The sequence below is a fragment of the Bacillus sp. NP157 genome (genome assembly GCA_018889975.1).
Taxonomy (GTDB): domain Bacteria; phylum Pseudomonadota; class Gammaproteobacteria; order Xanthomonadales; family Rhodanobacteraceae; genus Luteibacter.
Map to the genome: position 1 here is coordinate 1,427,759 of CP076546.1, position 16,724 is coordinate 1,444,482.

General features: G+C 66.2%; 16 protein-coding genes. 10 read left to right on the top strand and 6 right to left on the bottom strand.

Annotation, left to right across the window (positions count from 1 at the left end; genetic code table 11):
• Positions 1–202: 202 nt before the first annotated feature.
• The gene (locus KPL74_06450; protein ID QWT21640.1) at positions 203–739 is read left to right on the top strand and encodes a YaeQ family protein; all 537 of its coding nucleotides are present in this window, start codon (positions 203–205) and stop codon (positions 737–739) included.
• A gap of 16 nt (positions 740–755) precedes the next feature.
• On the opposite strand, the gene fabR is transcribed toward KPL74_06450, so the two are convergent.
• Complete coding sequence (fabR, locus tag KPL74_06455) at positions 756–1,436, bottom strand: HTH-type transcriptional repressor FabR (protein QWT21641.1); 681 nt, start codon at positions 1,434–1,436, stop codon at positions 756–758.
• A 96-nt stretch (positions 1,437–1,532) separates the two neighbouring features.
• On the opposite strand from fabR, the gene KPL74_06460 reads away from it, so the two are divergent.
• Positions 1,533–2,606, top strand: coding sequence for a ferredoxin reductase (locus KPL74_06460; protein ID QWT21642.1), 1,074 nt, complete (start codon positions 1,533–1,535; stop codon positions 2,604–2,606).
• Between the two features lie 11 nt (positions 2,607–2,617).
• Positions 2,618–3,733 (top strand): acyl-CoA desaturase, encoded by a 1,116-nt coding sequence (locus KPL74_06465; protein ID QWT21643.1) that lies wholly within the window; start codon positions 2,618–2,620, stop codon positions 3,731–3,733.
• 86 nt (positions 3,734–3,819) lie between these two features.
• Here KPL74_06465 and KPL74_06470 read toward each other — a convergent pair whose 3' ends face one another.
• From KPL74_06470 to KPL74_06490, 5 genes are all read right to left on the bottom strand, one after another.
• Complete coding sequence (locus KPL74_06470) at positions 3,820–5,283, bottom strand: PQQ-dependent sugar dehydrogenase (protein QWT21644.1); 1,464 nt, start codon at positions 5,281–5,283, stop codon at positions 3,820–3,822.
• Positions 5,284–5,432: 149 nt separating this feature from the next.
• Positions 5,433–6,104 (bottom strand): hypothetical protein, encoded by a 672-nt coding sequence (locus KPL74_06475; protein QWT21645.1) that lies wholly within the window; start codon positions 6,102–6,104, stop codon positions 5,433–5,435.
• A 187-nt stretch (positions 6,105–6,291) separates the two neighbouring features.
• Positions 6,292–7,020 carry a hypothetical protein gene (locus KPL74_06480; protein QWT21646.1) on the bottom strand — a complete coding sequence of 243 codons (729 nt, stop codon included), beginning with the start codon at positions 7,018–7,020 and terminating at the stop codon, positions 6,292–6,294.
• A gap of 87 nt (positions 7,021–7,107) precedes the next feature.
• Positions 7,108–9,213, bottom strand: coding sequence for a phospholipase C, phosphocholine-specific (locus KPL74_06485; GenBank protein ID QWT21647.1), 2,106 nt, complete (start codon positions 9,211–9,213; stop codon positions 7,108–7,110).
• Between the two features lie 123 nt (positions 9,214–9,336).
• Positions 9,337–9,900, bottom strand: coding sequence for a hypothetical protein (locus KPL74_06490; protein ID QWT21648.1), 564 nt, complete (start codon positions 9,898–9,900; stop codon positions 9,337–9,339).
• Positions 9,901–10,171: 271 nt separating this feature from the next.
• On the opposite strand from KPL74_06490, the gene KPL74_06495 reads away from it, so the two are divergent.
• From KPL74_06495 to KPL74_06525, 7 genes are all read left to right on the top strand, one after another.
• A complete protein-coding gene (locus KPL74_06495; protein ID QWT21649.1) occupies positions 10,172–10,897 on the top strand; it encodes a hypothetical protein in 726 nt (241 codons plus the stop codon).
• Entirely contained in the window at positions 10,894–11,619 is a 726-nt protein-coding gene (locus KPL74_06500) for a hypothetical protein (GenBank protein QWT21650.1), read from the top strand. The genes KPL74_06495 and KPL74_06500 overlap by 4 nt, the downstream gene beginning before the upstream one ends.
• Positions 11,616–12,374 (top strand): aspartyl/asparaginyl beta-hydroxylase domain-containing protein, encoded by a 759-nt coding sequence (locus KPL74_06505; GenBank protein QWT21651.1) that lies wholly within the window; start codon positions 11,616–11,618, stop codon positions 12,372–12,374. The genes KPL74_06500 and KPL74_06505 overlap by 4 nt, the downstream gene beginning before the upstream one ends.
• Positions 12,375–12,550: 176 nt before the next feature.
• Positions 12,551–14,311, top strand: coding sequence for a fatty acyl-AMP ligase (locus KPL74_06510; protein ID QWT21652.1), 1,761 nt, complete (start codon positions 12,551–12,553; stop codon positions 14,309–14,311).
• Positions 14,308–15,261 (top strand): NAD-dependent epimerase/dehydratase family protein, encoded by a 954-nt coding sequence (locus tag KPL74_06515; protein ID QWT21653.1) that lies wholly within the window; start codon positions 14,308–14,310, stop codon positions 15,259–15,261. Before KPL74_06510 ends, KPL74_06515 begins: the two co-directional genes overlap by 4 nt.
• Positions 15,262–15,290: 29 nt before the next feature.
• Positions 15,291–15,542, top strand: a complete 252-nt coding sequence (locus tag KPL74_06520; protein QWT21654.1) for an acyl carrier protein — start codon at positions 15,291–15,293, stop codon at positions 15,540–15,542.
• Complete coding sequence (locus KPL74_06525; protein ID QWT21655.1) at positions 15,539–16,723, top strand: aminotransferase class I/II-fold pyridoxal phosphate-dependent enzyme; 1,185 nt, start codon at positions 15,539–15,541, stop codon at positions 16,721–16,723. The genes KPL74_06520 and KPL74_06525 overlap by 4 nt, the downstream gene beginning before the upstream one ends.
• The last annotated feature ends 1 nt before the right edge of the window (position 16,724 follow it).

Genomic DNA, 16,724 nt, shown 5'->3' on the forward strand with positions numbered 1-16,724 from the left:
CTCCAGGCAGCAGGCCGGGGTGGCGGGATCGATAGCGTTGTGTAGCCGTGCCCCCGTGCAGGCCGCGTATCGGCGTACCGGCGGGCAGCGGCATGATCGGTGCGCGGGCGCGTGCCCGGCTTGCACGAAAGCGCACTGTCCACGCACGCCGTGCCGGGGTCGTGTAGGCTTGGCGCCCGTTATCCGCCCCCGGCATCGCCCCATGGCACTGAAATCCACGGTCTACAAGGCCGACCTGCAGGTCAGCGACATGGACCGGCACTACTATCAGGGCCATGCCCTGACCATCGCCCAGCACCCGTCGGAAACCGACGAGCGGATGATGGTGCGCGTGCTTGCCTTCGCCCTGAACGCCGACGACGCGCTGGTGTTCGGCAAGGGCCTGAGCTCCGAGGACGAGCCGGACCTGTGGCGCAAGGAGCTCACCGGCGAGGTGGACCTGTGGATCGAACTGGGCCAGCCGGACGAGCAGCGCATCCGCCGCGCCGCCGGCCGCTCGAAGCGCGTGATCGTCTACACCTACAGCGGGCGTGGCGCTGAAGTGTGGTGGAAGAAGATGTCGTCCGCGGTGGCTCGCACGAAGAACGTATCGGTGATCGACGTGGATCCGGCCACGGTCGCCGCGCTGGCGGCGCTCACCGAGCGCACCATGCAACTGCAGTTCATGGTCCAGGACGGCCACGCCCAGGTCATCAGCGGCGACACCGTGGTGCCGATCGAACTGACCACCCTGAACTGAGCGGAGTCGCCGCGCTTCAGGCCGGCGAGCGGTTCAGTGCGTGCGAGCCGGTGATGATCATGCGCAGCATCTGCGAGATCTCTTCGATCAGCTCGGGGTCGCGCGCGGGCGGCTGGTCCATCGCCGTCGCGCCCATCGCGAACACCAGCCGGGTGATGGCGCGGGCCACCAGCGCGGGTTCGTGCAGCGTGGCGCCATCGGCCGCGGCCAGCCGGATCAGGTCCACCCGGAGCTCGTCTTCGAAGTAGGCGAGTTCGCGTTCGACCGCGTGCTTGAAGTCGTCCGTGCCGACCGCGCCCTCACGCAACAGCACGTGCAGCAGCTTGTCGTCGGCGCGCAGCTGTTCCATGAAGGTCTCGACCGAAACGCGGATGACGCTGCGTTCGGTGGACGTCGCGCGCTCGCGGGCCTGGCCGATGATCGTGCGCAGCGAACGGCCGGCCAGGTCGATCAGGGCGATCGACAACTCGCCCATGTCGCGGAACTGGCGATAGAAGCTGTTGGGGGCGATGCCCGCCTCGCGCGCGACTTCGCGCAGGCTCACCGTGGACAGGCTGCGGTTGGGACCGATCAGCTTGAGGGCGGCGGCCAGCAGGTCGTCACGCGAGATCCCGGTGCGCTTGCCTTGCGGGGCATCCGCCAGGGGTGCGTCGGCCCGGCGCGCGCCGGTCATGGGAGTCAGGACGATGGAGGTCATGGGTAGGCGGGGCCGCAGGCTAAGGCTGGATCATACATCGGACGGTAATATACATGTGTATACACGGACGTATATGCGTGCGTATAGTACGTACCCATGAATGCCCTCCCCACCCGAAAAACCCGCTGGCCCCTGCGCCTGGCCCGTCGCGCGGTGTCTCCTTCCCTGTTCGACTTCTGGGCGACCCGGGTCAACCCGCTGTGGACGCTCGAACAACCGTTGGCGCGGCTGGTCTCGCGCGCGCCGGCGAGCCGCGACGCGGTGACCCTGGTGCTGCGCCCCAACCGTCACTGGACGGGCATGCAGGCCGGCCAGCACGTCAGCCTCGGGGTGACCATCGAGGGGCGCCGGCTGGTCCGTAGCTACAGCCCGACCGTCATGGAGGATGGCAGCCTGGCGATCACCGTGAAGGCGATCACCGGCGGCGTGGTCAGCCAGTACCTCGCCAGCGAAGCCCGGGTGGGCGACGTCGTCACCCTCGACGCGGCGTTCGGCGACATGACCGTGTCGACCCCGCACGAAGGCCTGCTCCTGCTGGCCGCCGGCAGCGGCATCACCCCGATGCGCGCGCTGCTGCGCGACCTGGCCGCACGCAACATGCCGGTCGTCGCCGACCTGTTCTATTGGGCCCGCCAGCGCGACGAGCTTTGCTTCGTCGACGAGCTGGAAGCCATGGCCGCGGCGCATCCGCGCCTGCACGTGCATTTCCTGGCGACCCGCGACGGCGCTTCGCCGGATCCGCGCGTCGACCTCGCCAGCTTCGAGAGCGTGGCTTCGCTGAGCGACCGCCGCGTGCTTGCCTGCGGCCCGAACGGCTTCGTGGAAGCCGCCCGGGCGCGCTTCGCCGGCCAGGTCGCGCGCTTCGAGGCCGAAGCCTTCAGTCGCCCGCCTGCCCCCGCCATCGACGACGAGGGCGAAGTGGAAGTGCGCCTGGCGCGTTCCGGCCGCACGCTGGTGCTGCCGCGCGGCAAGTCGCTGCTCGAGGGGCTGGAAGCGCAGGGCGTGCGCCCCGCCAACGGCTGCCGCATGGGCATCTGCAACACCTGCGCTTGCGAGCGCCAGTCCGGCACCACCCGCCACATCCTTACCGGTGACCTTGGCAGCGAACCGTCGTCGCAGGTTCGCCTGTGCGTCAACGCGCCGCGCACCGACCTGATCCTGGATCTTTGAGGCCCCGCATCATGACCCATGTCCGCAACCGCACCCTCTCCGCCGCCGAGCTCAAGGCCTTCGGTGACGAACTCGATGCGATCCGCGCCAGCGTGCAGGCCACGATCGGCCAGCGCGATGCGCGTTACATCCGCCGCGTGGTCGCCGGCGTGCGCTGGACCGGCGTCGTCGGCCGCGCGCTGCTGTTCCTCGGCGCCTTCCTGCCGGTGGCGCTGGTGCCCGCGTGGATCGTCGGCACCCTGCTGCTGGGCCTGTCCAAGATCCTCGAGAACATGGAACTGGGCCACAACGTCATCCACGGCCAGTACGACTGGATGAACGACCCCAAGCTCAACGGCAAGACCTACGAGTGGGACATCGTCGCCACCTCGGCCAACTGGCGCAAGACGCACAACTTCCAGCACCACACGTATACCAACGTGCGCGGCATGGACGACGACATCGGCTATGGCCTGCTGCGGATCTTCCCCGAGCAGCGCTGGCGCCCGTTCTACCTGATGCAGCCGGTGATCGCGATCGTCTTCGCGCTGCTGTTCCAGTGGGGCGTGGCCATCCAGGACCTGCGCGTCGGTCGCTGGTTCGCCGGCAAGATGAAGCCGGGCGAGCTGCGCAACGCGTTCCGCCCGGTGGGTCGCAAGATGGGCAAGCAGTTGCTGAAGGACTACGTGGTGTTCCCGCTGCTGGCCGGCCCGTTCTTCCTGCCCGTGCTGCTGGGCAACCTGGTCGCCAACGGCCTGCGCAACGTGTGGACCTACACCATCATCTTCTGCGGCCATTTCACCGCGGATGCCGAAGTGTTCCCGAAGGAAGTGCTGCGCAACGAATCGCGCGGCCACTGGTACCTTCGCCAGCTGCGCGGCTCGTCGAACCTCACCGGCGGCAAGCTGATCAACCTGCTGTCGGGCAACCTCAGCCACCAGATCGAACACCATTTCTATCCGGACCTGCCGGCCAACCGCTACGCCGAGATCGCCATCGAGGTGAAGCAGGTCTGCGCTCGCTACGGCCAGCATTACAACAGCGGCTCACTGCCCCGCCAGTTCGGCCAGGTGATCTGGCGCATCCTCCGCCACGCCCTGCCCAGCCGCCCCCGCAAGCTGCGCCCGCGCGAAGAAGCCATCGCCTGACACCGGCCTCGAACGCCTAATGCTGCCTTTGTAGGAGCGCGCCTGCGCGCGAATGGTTATGCCGAACGCGCCCCATGCATCACGGCCTACCGTTTCGCACGCTCCTGCACAAGGTAATCCGCGATCAACCCCTGCTCCGCAGGCGTAATAACCGGATTCGGCGGCATGCCCCGGTCACGCAAACCGTTAACCATCAGCGCCTGCAGTGACGCAGCATCCGTGACGTACTGGAACCGGCGCTCGACGAGATTCGGCGCCGACCCCCCGCGCAGGTCGAGCCCATGGCACGCGGCGCAATGCGTCGCGATCGCCTGCTGGGTGGGCGTCAACGCCACCATCGACGCGACGACGCGCCGCGGCTCGATCGCCGGATAGGCGGCCGGGGCGTTGGCCGGCACCAGCCTCACGATCAGGTCATCGTCCTGGCGCGGCTGTCCTTCGGACGGGTCGTACTGCGACGTGCTGAAGTACAGGTAGCCCTCGGGACTTTCCGTTACGGCACGGATACGGCCGAAACCCCGGAAAAACAGCCTTCGCGGATTCGACAACGCATTTCCGTTACGGTCGAGCACCAGCAAGCCCTCGCCGCGCAGCAACGCCACGATCAGCTTCCCTTTCAGTTCGGGGAAGGCATCGCCGCGGTAGAGGATCGCCTTGCCAGGCGCGATCGACGGCGAGAATTCCAGCAAGGGCGAATGCATGCCGTCATGGGTCGCCGCATGGTCGATCACTGGCCAGCCGTAGTTGCCGCCGCGCTCGACGATGTTGACCTCGTCACCACCGTTCGGCCCGTGCTCGCTCTCGAACAGCGTGCCCGTGCGCGGATCGAAGGCCAGCCCCTGCGGATTGCGATGCCCGTAGCTCCATACCTCGGGCCGCGCGCCCGGGGTATGCACGAAGGGATTGTCCGCCGGGATGGAACCGTCGGCATCCAGCCTGAGGATCTTGCCGTTGAGCTGATCCAGTTGCTGGGCCTTCGCCGGCTCATCGGCATCGCCGGTGGTGATGTAGAGCTTGCCGTCCGGGCCGAACACCAGGCGGCAGCCGGTATGGTTGGTCGCCGCGGGAATGCCTTCGATAAGGGGGCGCGGCTCGACCAGCCGGCTACCGTCAAGGCGATAACGCGCGACCCGCAGCTTGAACTTCCGCGCCCCTTCGTTCGCGTCCGCATCGCCGATCACATAATCGTAGGCGACATACACGAAGTGATTGGAGGCGAACGCCGGGTCCAGCGCGAGCCCAAGCATGCCCATCTTGTTGCCCAGCGCGACAGCCGTGTGCAGCGCCGGTGCGGCGTCATGCCCGAGCAGGCACACATGTCCGTCGCGCTCGGTGAAGATGAGGGTGCCGTCGGGCAGGAACGCCAGTTCCCACGGCACGCGCAGGTCGAAGGCGACCCGCTCGAAGCGATGCGCAGTGGACAGGGTCATGTCCGGCACCGCGGCCACGGACTGGGTACTCGTCGTCGCACCCGATGGCGGCGCGGCCATGCTCGCCGAGAAGACGGCGGTGCCGGAAGCCGCCACCATGAGCCTGATCCAACCGTTCATATGCCCCGCCCGCGTCAGTGACGAAGGTCCAGCCTAGCATTGAGACGGGCGTTTTCTCACAGCAGAGTCAGGCCACCGTCGACTATGAAGGTCTGGCCGGTCACGAACCGCGCGTCGACCTTGTCGAGGACGGATTCTTGCTTGACTGCTCAGGAAGCACCTGCACTTCCATGGAACGAGCGACCGCTTTCAACGTCCGGTCGAAGCTGGCCTGCTTCAGCGCAACCGCCGCGGGCCGCGGCAACCTGGATGCCTTCATCGCACCTTTGGTATCCATAAAATCCTCCTTCATCTTCATGCGGGACTGCAATTTGCCGAGCCAATAAACCGCAGCCTTCAACACCGCCTGGCCGGCAGAACCTATCGGACAATCGACAATACCATCGTTCAAGTACCTGATTGACCGCCAGGAAATATAACTGCATGACGGACGGCCTCGCGGTCAGATACGACACGATAACGTTCGTGAGTAATCTCTGAAATCCCCAGATTCTCACGCCGTCCGGGAGAGGCGTCTGGCGGAACGGCGCATCCGGAGATGCGTCCGCCCGATAAAATTTCACTGTGCGCGAGTCTGCCATCAGATCTTCGCCTGGATGGAATCGAGCGTGTCGTCGCGCCATGCTTCGCGCAAACTCAAGATCGCCTGCGAAGTCTTCATTGGAAAATGCGGCGACATACCAAGTACTCATTCCCACCCTGAACCCGACGATGTCCAATTCCAGCGACATCGTATGGACTTCAGTGATGTACCCGTGGTGCGTATCCGACGGAAAGCGCTCGCCCAGAACGCTGGGTGTGAGCGTGGCTAAGAAGGTCATCGGCTGACTCATTTGCACTGGCTTTCAAGAGCGTCTAGCTAGACCACACAGCTCAAAGTTCAAGCTTGCGTGTGGTTGGCGAGATATCCACCCAGTGGAACTGATGTCACCGAGTGCAGCGCAGTGTGTCGAGCCGCAATAAACCTGTATGTCGGAGAAGACTGATCGATCGCGTAAGGTTTTCGCCCTAACGTCCCGAGCGAATCGCCTCGACCATCGCCTGCGCGACCGGTGTAAACGCCAGCGGCCCCGTGATGAGCATGCTCACCAGGATCGTCGTGACGCCCCAGATGTAGGCGGGATGCACGCGGCGGCGGACGAAGAGGTCGTTCACCGGCCCGGCGAGGGCAAACAGCATGATCACGGCGAACATCACCATCGGCGCGGCCTTGCCGAACGATTCCATCGGCAGCAAACGGCCGACGCCCGGGCCCATGATCGACACGGTGGCGCAGATCATCAGCCGCTTGTGCCACTCCGCCTTCTTGCGCAACGCCACGCCGCCGGCGACCAGGCCAGCGAAGACGAGGATGCCGATGGTGTTCATGACCAGGAAGATGGTCGGCGGGAAGAACGACGGCACCGCGTTGTAGCGGATGGCGAAGAACGTCGCCACCAGCCCCATCACCAGCATCGCGCAGGCGAGGATGGCGCCCAGCCAGCCGACACGGCGATGCAGCTTCAGCGAGCCGCGAAAGACGATCGCGGGCTGCGCCACGAACAGCACGATCCACAGCGTGAAGACCAGGCCGTGGATCTGCAGGAAGAGGGGCAGGCCCGGGCTGGCGGTGAAGTCGTCCGGCACCGTCCGCGAGAAGCCACCGATGATCACCGCGGCCATGGCCAGCGACATGAAGAGATAAAACGGCGGACGCACGATCCTGGCCGACGTGCGGCCGATGCCTACGCTACCCATGCCCAACCCTCGTCGATGAACCCCTGCGACGAGGCTAGCGGGTCGGTGCCGACCCGCCTATCTCCAAAATGTCCTATGCCCTGGGCCTCAGCGGCGGCCGAGTGCCGGATCCGAGACCGAGTCCTGGCCGGTCTCCCGGTGCCCCGCAAACCGGCGCGAGAACAGCTCGTCGGTGTCGCAGGTGGCGGTCAGGTCGTACCAGTGGTCGCATCCATCGATGTCCCAGCGGCTCTCGACACGATCGCCCGGCTGCAGCCAGTAACGCCGCGGCGGTTCGCGCAGGTAGTCGTTGGCCTGCACGGTGATCGCACACGGCCGGCCGCCGCTGTTGCTCAGCACCAGGTGCAACTCCCCGGAGCGTCGCCCCTGGGCCAGGGTGACCTCGGGCAAGGCGAGCCGACGCAGGTCCGCGCCGGCATCCGGCTGCTTGCCGCTGAACTGGCGCAGGAAGCCGTTCGGACCGCTGACGCTGAGGTCGTAGGCACCGGCGCTGTAGGCACTGGTCCAATGGTCCGACAGCGACTTCCCTGCCTCGACCGTATACGTCCACGGCCCGTCGCCGCGCAGCGACGAGGTCACGTGAAAGCAGGCGCCGCCGGTCCCGGTGTTCTTGAACGACAGCAGGTACAGGCCGTTGGCGCGGTCGAGCGAACCGCTGACGTCCAGGGCATAAGGCAACGCGCGCGCGGGGCGCTGGCCATGCTCCTGCACGGGCATCTGCTGGTTCGACGGCGGCGTGGGATGCAGGTCGCTGTGCGTGCCACGGTCGGGCTCGTACGACGCCGTTGGCGGTAGCCGTGGCAGCCGTCCGTCGTGGCCATCGAAGTCGAAGGCGCGGGTCAGGTCGCCGCACACCGCGCGTCGCCATGCGGAGATGTTCGGCTCCTGCACGCCGAAGCGCTGCTCGAGGAAGCGAATGATCGAGGTGTGGTCATAGGTCTCCGAACACACCCAGCCGCCCTTGCTCCACGGCGACACCACCAGCATCGGCACGCGCACGCCCAGGCCGTAGACACCGGCGTTGAAGCCGTTGCCGCCCGGATAGACCTCGCCGTCGATGGCCACCGTCGACAGGCCACGATCGCGCGTCGCCGGCGGATACGCCGGCAGCAGGTGATCGAAGAACCCGTCGTTCTCGTCGTAGGTGATGAACAGCGCGGTCTTGCTCCACACCTCGGGGTTCGCGGTCAGCGCTTCGAGCACCTGGTCGACGTACCAGGCGCCGTAATTCGCCGGCCAGCTCGGGTGCTCGGTGTACGCCTCGGGTGCGGCGATCCACGAGACCTGCGGCAGGCGATCGGCGACGACGTCGTTGCGCAGGATCTCGAACAGCGACTGCCCGTTCAGCGTATCCGTGCCGGTGCGCGCCTTGTCGTAAAGCGGATTGCCCGGCTGCGCGTCGCGGTACTGGTTGAAGTAAAGCAGCGAGTTGTCGCCGTAGTTGCCGATGTACGGGTTCGAGCCCCAGCCCCAGCCACCGGCGGCATCGAGGCCAGTGCCGATGTCCTGGTAAATCTTCCACGACACGCCGGCGGCTTCGAGGCGTTCCGGATACGTGGTCCAGCCATAGCCTTCTTCCGCATTGGACAGTACCGGGCCACCGCCCTTGCCGTCGTTGCCGACGTAGCCGGTCCACATGTAGTAGCGGTTCGGATCGGTCGAGGACAGGATCGAGCAGTGGTAGGCGTCGCAGACGGTGAAGGCATCGGCCAGCGCGTAGTGGAACGGGATGTCCTCACGGGTGAGGTAGGCCATCGTGGTCGCGCCCTTCGACGGCACCCACTGGTCGTATTTGCCGGCGTTGAACGCGGACTGGGTGTCGTTCCAGCCGTGCGGCAGGTCCTCGATGAACTGCAGGCCGAGGTTGTCGGCCTGCGGCCGGAACGGCAGGACGTAGTCGTCGCCGCCAGCCACCAGCGGCTGGTGCCACACCGAGCGGCCGCTGGCGAGGGTCAGGGCGCGCGGATCGCCGAACCCGCGTACGCCACGCATGCTGCCGAAATAGTGATCGAACGATCGGTTCTCCTGCATGAGGATCACCACGTGTTCGATGTCCTTTAGCGTGCCCGTTCGGCGCGCCGCGGGCACCGCGAGCGCTTTCTGGATCGACGGCGGCATCACCGTCGCCGTGAAGGCCGCGCCTGCGGCGCCAAGGGAAAGCTTCAGGAAGTGACGCCGGTCCTGTGAGGTCATGCGTGTCCCGTTGATTGTCGTGATCCCCTGCGGCGGGGATTGTCACGACCGGGTATGACCGTTTTGCGTGCGTGGGGCGGCGGCATGCCACGGCATGCGCATTCCGCCATCCACGTCACGTTTTCAGTGCGACGCGGTACCGCTTGCGGCGACGGGCTCGCTCGCCGTGTAACCGCGATCGGCCATCAGCTTACCCACGGCGGCTTCCGCGGCGGCGATCACCTGGGCCAGCGGCTGGTTGGCGTCGATCTCGACGATCGGTGCCCCGTGGTAGGTGAGCAACGGCGTCACTGCGATCTTCCGCGCCAGCGCGTCGCGGCGGTGGTCGGGCTTGCGCTGGCAGGCGACATCGAGGTCGACGTTGAGGCGCAGCACGAGGTCCGGTGCGTGGCTGGCCATCCAGTCGAAGGTGGCATATTCACGCCGGGCCAGGCGCTTCACCAGCCATGAGCCGCGCTCGCTCTGCGGGAATCCCGGACCGTCGTAGGCGCCGGGAATCACCGTCTGCGGGAACCGGTCGGTGACGATGATCATGCCCTTCTGGCGCAGGGCGAGCATCCGCTTGAAGCGACGCAGGCGACGCAGGGTGAAGGCGCTGATGACCAGTGCCGGGAACAGGGTGGGCTGCCGGTCTTCATCGGCGCGCTTGTTCACGCTGTCGACGTTTTGCTGGATCTTGCGATCCATGAGATTACCTACGAGCGGCAGGCGGGTCAGCGCGCGGCCGACATTGCCCGATTGCTTGCCCAAATGGACGTGCGCCGCCGGTCCATAGCGGTGAATCCAGCTTGCAATATGCTCGCAAACCGTTGATTTACCTGATCCATCGGTACCGATAATGGCGATCACTGGAGCCATGCTTACACCATCGCAAATGTGAAGATCCGGTTACCTTGAGGTAGACGAATCATAAAGAGAGTCATAACATCGTAACGTACTGCGCTACGGGACACTTGGTGTGCTCTCTTTTTCCACCCTGACCGACCCCCAGCGACCACTGTCCGTCATTGCCCTGACCGGGAGTGACGGATCGGGCAAGTCGACCCTGACCGAGGGCCTGGTAACCCACCTCCGTCAGCAGATGCCGACCGAATCGCTGTACCTGGGCCAGTCATCGGGCCGCATCGCCGAATGGATCGCCACGCTGCCCCTCGTCGGGCCGGCGTTCAATCGCTATCTGGTGGGTAAGTCCGACAAAGTCCATGCGCAGCCGTCAAAGCCGCCCGGTAATGTGACAGCGCTGGTTATCTACTTGCTTTCGCAATGGCGTGCCCACAAGTTCCGGCGCATGCTCGCGAAGTGCCACCGTGGAACTCTTATTATCGCCGACCGTTATCCGCAGGCCGAGGTGCCGGGATTTCGTTTCGACGGCCCGCAGCTTTCGAAAACCGAAGGCGGCAATTGGTGGGTGCGTCGGCTACGCGATAGCGAGCAGCGCCTGTACACGTGGATGGCGACGCACCTGCCGATGCTGGTGATCCGTCTTAACGTGGATGCGGAAACCGCGCATGCGCGCAAACCCGATCACGCGATCGAGGCATTGCGCGAAAAGGTCCGAGTGATTCCCACGCTGCGTTTCAATGGCGCAAGGATCCTCGACCTCGACGGTCGCGGCGATGCCGGCTCCGTCCTGCAGGCCGCGCTGCGCGGCGTGCACGACGCGATGCACGGAGTGCACGCATGAGCGCGGTGCAGACCATGCCACGGCTTGTCGCCGTCGTCGGTTGCGACGGCACGGGCAAGTCGACGCTTACCCACGAACTGGTGTCGCGCCTGAATGCCGCGATGCCGACGCAGCGTCGCTACCTGGGACTCATCTCGGGCGAGGCCGGCAACAGGATCAAGCAGCTGCCGTTCATCGGCCCGCGCCTCGAGCGCCGGCTCGCCGCGAAGGCCGACCGTGCGCAGAACATGCAGAACAAGCTGCCCGGGCCGATCGGCGCGCTGATCATGTACGGCTTCTCGGTATGGCGCGAAGCACATTTCCGTCGCGTGCGCCGGCTCGCCGACAGTGGCGTGCTGGTGATCACCGATCGCTACCCGCAGGCTGAAATCGCCGGCTTCCGTTACGACGGGCCGGGCCTGGGCAAGGCACGCAGCACGCAATGGTTCGTGCGCAAGCTGGCCGAGCGCGAGCAGCGAATCTACGAGCGCATGGCGATGTACCACCCTGCCCTCGTGATCCGCCTGGATATCGACCTGGCCACCGCGCATGCACGCAAGCCAGACCACGGCGTGGCTGAATTGACGGACAAGATCGCCGTCATGTCGCAGCTGCATTACAACCATGCGCCGATCGTCGACCTCGACGCCCGTGCGCCGTACGTCGACGTGTTGGACAAGGCCCTGCAGGCAGTCAATGCCGCGACCGCGTCGCTACGCCTCGCTGGAGCCGCGCCGACATGAGCGCTACCGTTCCCACCACGCCCCGCGCACCGTTCTGGCGGCAATGGCTTATCCGCGGCGGGAAGCGTTTCCTGCGCTGGAGCGGCACGTTCGAAGCGAAGCATTCGCTGGTGCCGTCGACGCCGGTGATCGGCAATGAAGTGTTCGACTGGGTGCCGCGGCTGGAAGCGGCGTGGCCGGTGATCCGCGAGGAACTCGACCACCTGCTCGAGCATCCGGAAGACATCCCCGCGTTCCACCAGGTGTCGCCGGACCAGAAACGCATTTCCAAGGGCGATAATTGGAAGACCTTCGGTTTCTACGTCTATGGCAAGCGCGTCGACGACAACTGCGCTGTGTGCCCGCGCACGTCGGCCGTGCTTGATACGCTGCCCGGGCTGCGCAGCGCGATGTTCTCCATCCTGCAGCCCCGCTACCGGATCGCACCGCACAAGGGCCCCACGCGCGCGGTGATCCGGGCACACCTCGGCCTGAAGGTTCCTGCCGATGCGCAGAACGTTTGGATCCGGGTCGACGACCAGATCCTGCACTGGCAGGAAGGCAAGGTCGTGCTGTTCGACGACAGCTACGAGCACGAGGTCCACAACGACACCGACGAAGTCCGTGCCGTGCTGTTCCTCGACATCGACCGGCCGATGGACCGCATCGGGACCCTGGCCAACCGGCTGCTGTTCAAGCTGATCTCGGCCAGCCCGTACGTCAGGCAGCCGATCGACAATATTGCCCGCTGGAACCGCGAGCGAACGCGACGCTGAGCACCCGAAAACGGCCTGGGCGGCTTGCCGCCCAAGGGCTGGCGCAGTTTTTTACTGCGAATGAGTAAATTCTTAACAAAAACGCCAATTATGGTACCATTGGGTACAGTAACCTTCCTGACACACCGTGGTGATGTCCCGCGGTGCGCCACTCGTTTGAAGAGTGCGATAAGACTATGAGCGCAGATGGAACCCTCTCGGTAGAAGCCGGCCAACCGACGCCTACCATCAATACCGTACCTTTAAGGCACGGTGATTTCGCCAGCCTTTCAGAAGTGCTCGATTACGCCGCCAATGGCGTGACCGGGGCCAACTTCTATGCTGGTGGGAAACTTATAACCGCCTTGCCTTACCGAACGCTGAGGACCCAGGCGCTTGCGCTGGCCCAGCGTTTGCTGACGCTTGGCCTGCCGCGTGGCGCGCGCCTGGCTTTCGTGGCGGAAACCACGCCCGATTTCCTGCGTTTCTTCTTCGCCTGCCAGTACGCCGGACTGGTGCCGGTCGCCCTGCCCGCCGTAGTGAACCTCGGCGGCCATGACGCGTACGTGCACAAGCTGCACGGCATGTTGCAGGCGTGCGATGCGAGCATCGCAGTCGCCTCGAAGGCCTTCGTCGGTTTCCTCGAGGAAGCGGTGGCCGGTCTCGAGCTCGCCATGTGGGGCACGCCCGAAGCGTTCGACGCACTGCCGATGGGCGATGCGGAGCTGAAGCCGCTCGGTGCGAAGGAAGTCGCCTACCTGCAGTTCACCTCGGGCAGCACGGGTACGCCGAAGGCGGCCGTGATCACCGAGGAAGCACTGCTTGCCAATTCGTTCGGCTCGATCAACCACGGCCTGGCGATCCGCGACGACGATCGTTTCGTCTCGTGGCTGCCGTTCTATCACGACATGGGCCTGGTCGGTTGCATGCTCACCGTGGTCGCCTGCCAGCGTTCGATCGACTACCTGGACACGCGCGAATTCGCGATGCGTCCGCGTCGCTGGCTCGAACTGATGAGCTCGGCAAAGGCCACCATTTCGTACAGCCCGCCGTTCGGCTACGAGATGTGCGCACGTCGCGTGCGTCCGTCCGACATCGCGTCGTACGACCTCTCGCACTGGCGCGTGGCTGGCATCGGCGCCGAGCCGATCCTGCCGGACGTGCCGGCGAACTTCGCCGAGATGCTCGCACCGGCCGGTTTCGATGCGCGCGCGATGGTGCCGTCGTATGGCATGGCCGAAGCGTCCCTCGCGGTGAGCTTCTCGCCGCTGCAGGAAGGCATCAAGGTGGACTGGGTCGACCCGACCGATCTCGCCGAACGCCTGCGCGCCACGCCGGTCGCCGCAGGCACCGGCACGGGCTTCGTCCGCTGTGGCCCCGTGCTGCCGGGCCACGAGCTCGAAATCCGCAACGACGCAGGCCACCGCCTGGGTGAGCTGCGCGTGGGCCGCATCCTGGTCCGTGGCCCGAGCATCATGCTGGGTTACTACGAGCAGCCGGCGCTGTCTGGCGCCGTGCTCGACCAGGACGGCTGGCTGGATACCGGTGACATCGGTTACCTGCACGAGGGCGAAGTGGTCGTGACCGGTCGCCACAAGGACATGATCATCGTCAACGGTCGCAACATCTGGCCGCAGGACATCGAGCGCATCGTCGAACGCCAGCCGGACCTGCGTTCGCAGGACGCGTCGGCCTTCGGCGTGCCCGGCCCGGATGGCGCGGAAGTGGCGGTCGTGGTCGTCCAGTGCGCAAGCCACGACCCGGTCGTCCGCGAGACGCTGGTCCAGTCGATCCGCCGCGACGTGCTCGAAGAGCTGGGCATCGTCTGCCTGATCGAGCTGGTGCCGCGCCACACGCTGCCGCGCACCTCGTCGGGCAAGCTGTCGCGCTCGGCATCGCGCCGCGACTACCTGGCCCGGCGCGAAGAGGAACGCTCGCCCCAAGCCGTCGCCGCGTGAACACAGGCGCCGTGGGCAGCGAGCGGCCCGTGGTGGCGCTCACCGGTGCCACTGGATTCATCGGCACCGAGTTGCGCCACCAGTTGGTCGCCGCCGGCTTTCGCGTGCGCGCGCTCTATCGCCCGCGCAACGGTCGCGCGGTGCAGAGCGAAGATGGCCTGAAGTGGATCGCCGGGGACCTCTCCGACCGTGACGCGCTTGCCGCGCTGGTCGAAGGCGCCCACGCGGTGATCCACTGCGCGGGCAGCGTCCGCGGCGCCACCCGTGCCGACTTCGATCGCGTCAACGAACAGGGCGTGTTCGACGTCGTGCAGGCGGCGACGGCGGAGCCCGCGTGCAAGCGTTTCCTGCTGATCTCTTCGCTGGCCGCACGCGAGCCGCAGCTGTCCGATTACGCCGGCAGCAAGTGGCGCGGCGAACGCGCCCTGCAGGCCACGGCCGGCGAGCTGGCGTGGAGCGTGCTGCGCCCACCGGCGGTATATGGCCCGGGCGACCGCGAGATGCTGCCGCTGTTCCGCAGCATGGCGCGCGGCCTTGCCCCGATCCCGGGCGACGGACACGGACGCTTCTCGCTGATCCACGTGACCGACCTGGCCTCGGCCGTGCTGGCGTGGCTCGAGTACGGCCAGGGCTCGGGCCAGACCTGGGAGCTGGACGATGGCCACGAGCAGGGCTACGACTGGGACACCGTGCTGGCCACGGCGTCTCGCGTGCTGCGCGACAACGCGCCGATCCGCCGGCTGACGATCCCCGCGGCGTGGCTGCGCGCGGTCGGCAGCGCCAACCTGCTGGGTGCGCGCCTGTTCGGCTACGCGCCGATGCTGACGCCCGGCAAGGTCCGCGAGCTCACCCACGCCGACTGGGTATGCCACGGCAACGACTTCACGCAAGCGACCGGCTGGCGTCCCGCGCTAGGGTTTGAGCGCGGCCTCGCCAACACCGTCGTTTGACCTCCTAAAGCAGCAACCGGAATACCCCCATGAACCATCCTGATGTCGTGGCACGGATCATCGTCCTGGTCACCCCGATCGCCGAGGGCCGCGTCGCGGTCATCACCGAGCGTACCGAGCTAACCGGCGAACTGGCGCTCGATTCGCTGAAGGTCATGGACCTGATGCTCGCCGTGGAAGACGAGTTCGACATCTCGGTTCCGATCAATGCACTTGCCGAAGTGCGCACCGTGGGCGATCTTGCGACCCTGATCCTCAAGACCATGGGCGAGAACGCGTGAAAGAGAATTCCAGGCTGCTGGCGGTGCAAGCCGTTCGCCAGGAACTGGCGGCGCTTGGCATCGATCCGTTCGGCATCCAGATCGACCGCATCCTGTCGCCGACCGAAGGCATCATCGAAGGCCGGCCGACGATCCTTGCCGGGACCAACAACTACCTGGGCCTGACCTTCGACGAAGCGACGGTATCGGCCGCGCGCGAGGCGCTGGAAAGCGCGGGCACCGGCACCACCGGTTCGCGCATGGCCAACGGCAGTTATTCGGGCCATCGCGAGCTCGAACTCGAACTGGCCGCGTATTACGGCAAGCGCGACGCCATCGTGTTCTCCACCGGTTACCAGGCCAACCTCGGCATGATCTCCGCGCTGGCCGGCCCGGGCGACACCGTGATGATCGATGCGGACAGCCATGCCAGCATCTATGACGGCTGCCGGCTGAGCGGCGCGGATACCATCCGCTTCCGCCACAACGACCCGGTCGACCTGGGCAAGCGCCTGCGCCGCCTCGGCGCTGCCGCCGCGGGCACGCTGGTCGTGGTCGAAGGCGTCTACAGCATGCTGGGCGATCGTGCCCCGTTGCCCGAGTTCGTCGCCGTGGCCCGTGAATACGGCGCGGTCCTGCTGGTCGACGAAGCCCACTCGATGGGCGTGCTCGGCTACAAGGGTCGCGGCCTGGCCGAAGACATGGGCGTGCTTGACCAGGTCGACTACGTGGTCGGCACCTTCAGCAAGAGCCTCGGCAACACCGGCGGTTTCTGCGTCGGCGATTCCGAAGACATGGAGCTGCTGCGCTACGCCAGCCGTCCGTACGTGTTCACCGCCTCGCTCGCCCCGGCGACGATCGCGGCGACGCGTGCCGCGCTGAAGCGCCTCGCCGCCGCGGACGATCTGCGCGAGAAGCTGCGCGCGAACGCCGAACGGCTGCACGCCGGCCTGTCCGCGCTGGGCTTCCGCCTTGGCGCACCGGCCAATGCGGTGGTCGCCGTGCTGGTCGGCGACAAGCTCGAGGCACTGCGTTTCTGGGACCACCTGCTCAAGCACGGCGTGTACGTGAACCTGATGGTGCCGCCGGCGACGCCGAACAACGAATCGCTGCTTCGCTGCAGCGTGAGCGCGGCACACACCTTCGAACAGATCGACGCGATCTGCGCCGCCTTCGCCAGCTGGCCGGACGCGAAGGTGTAAT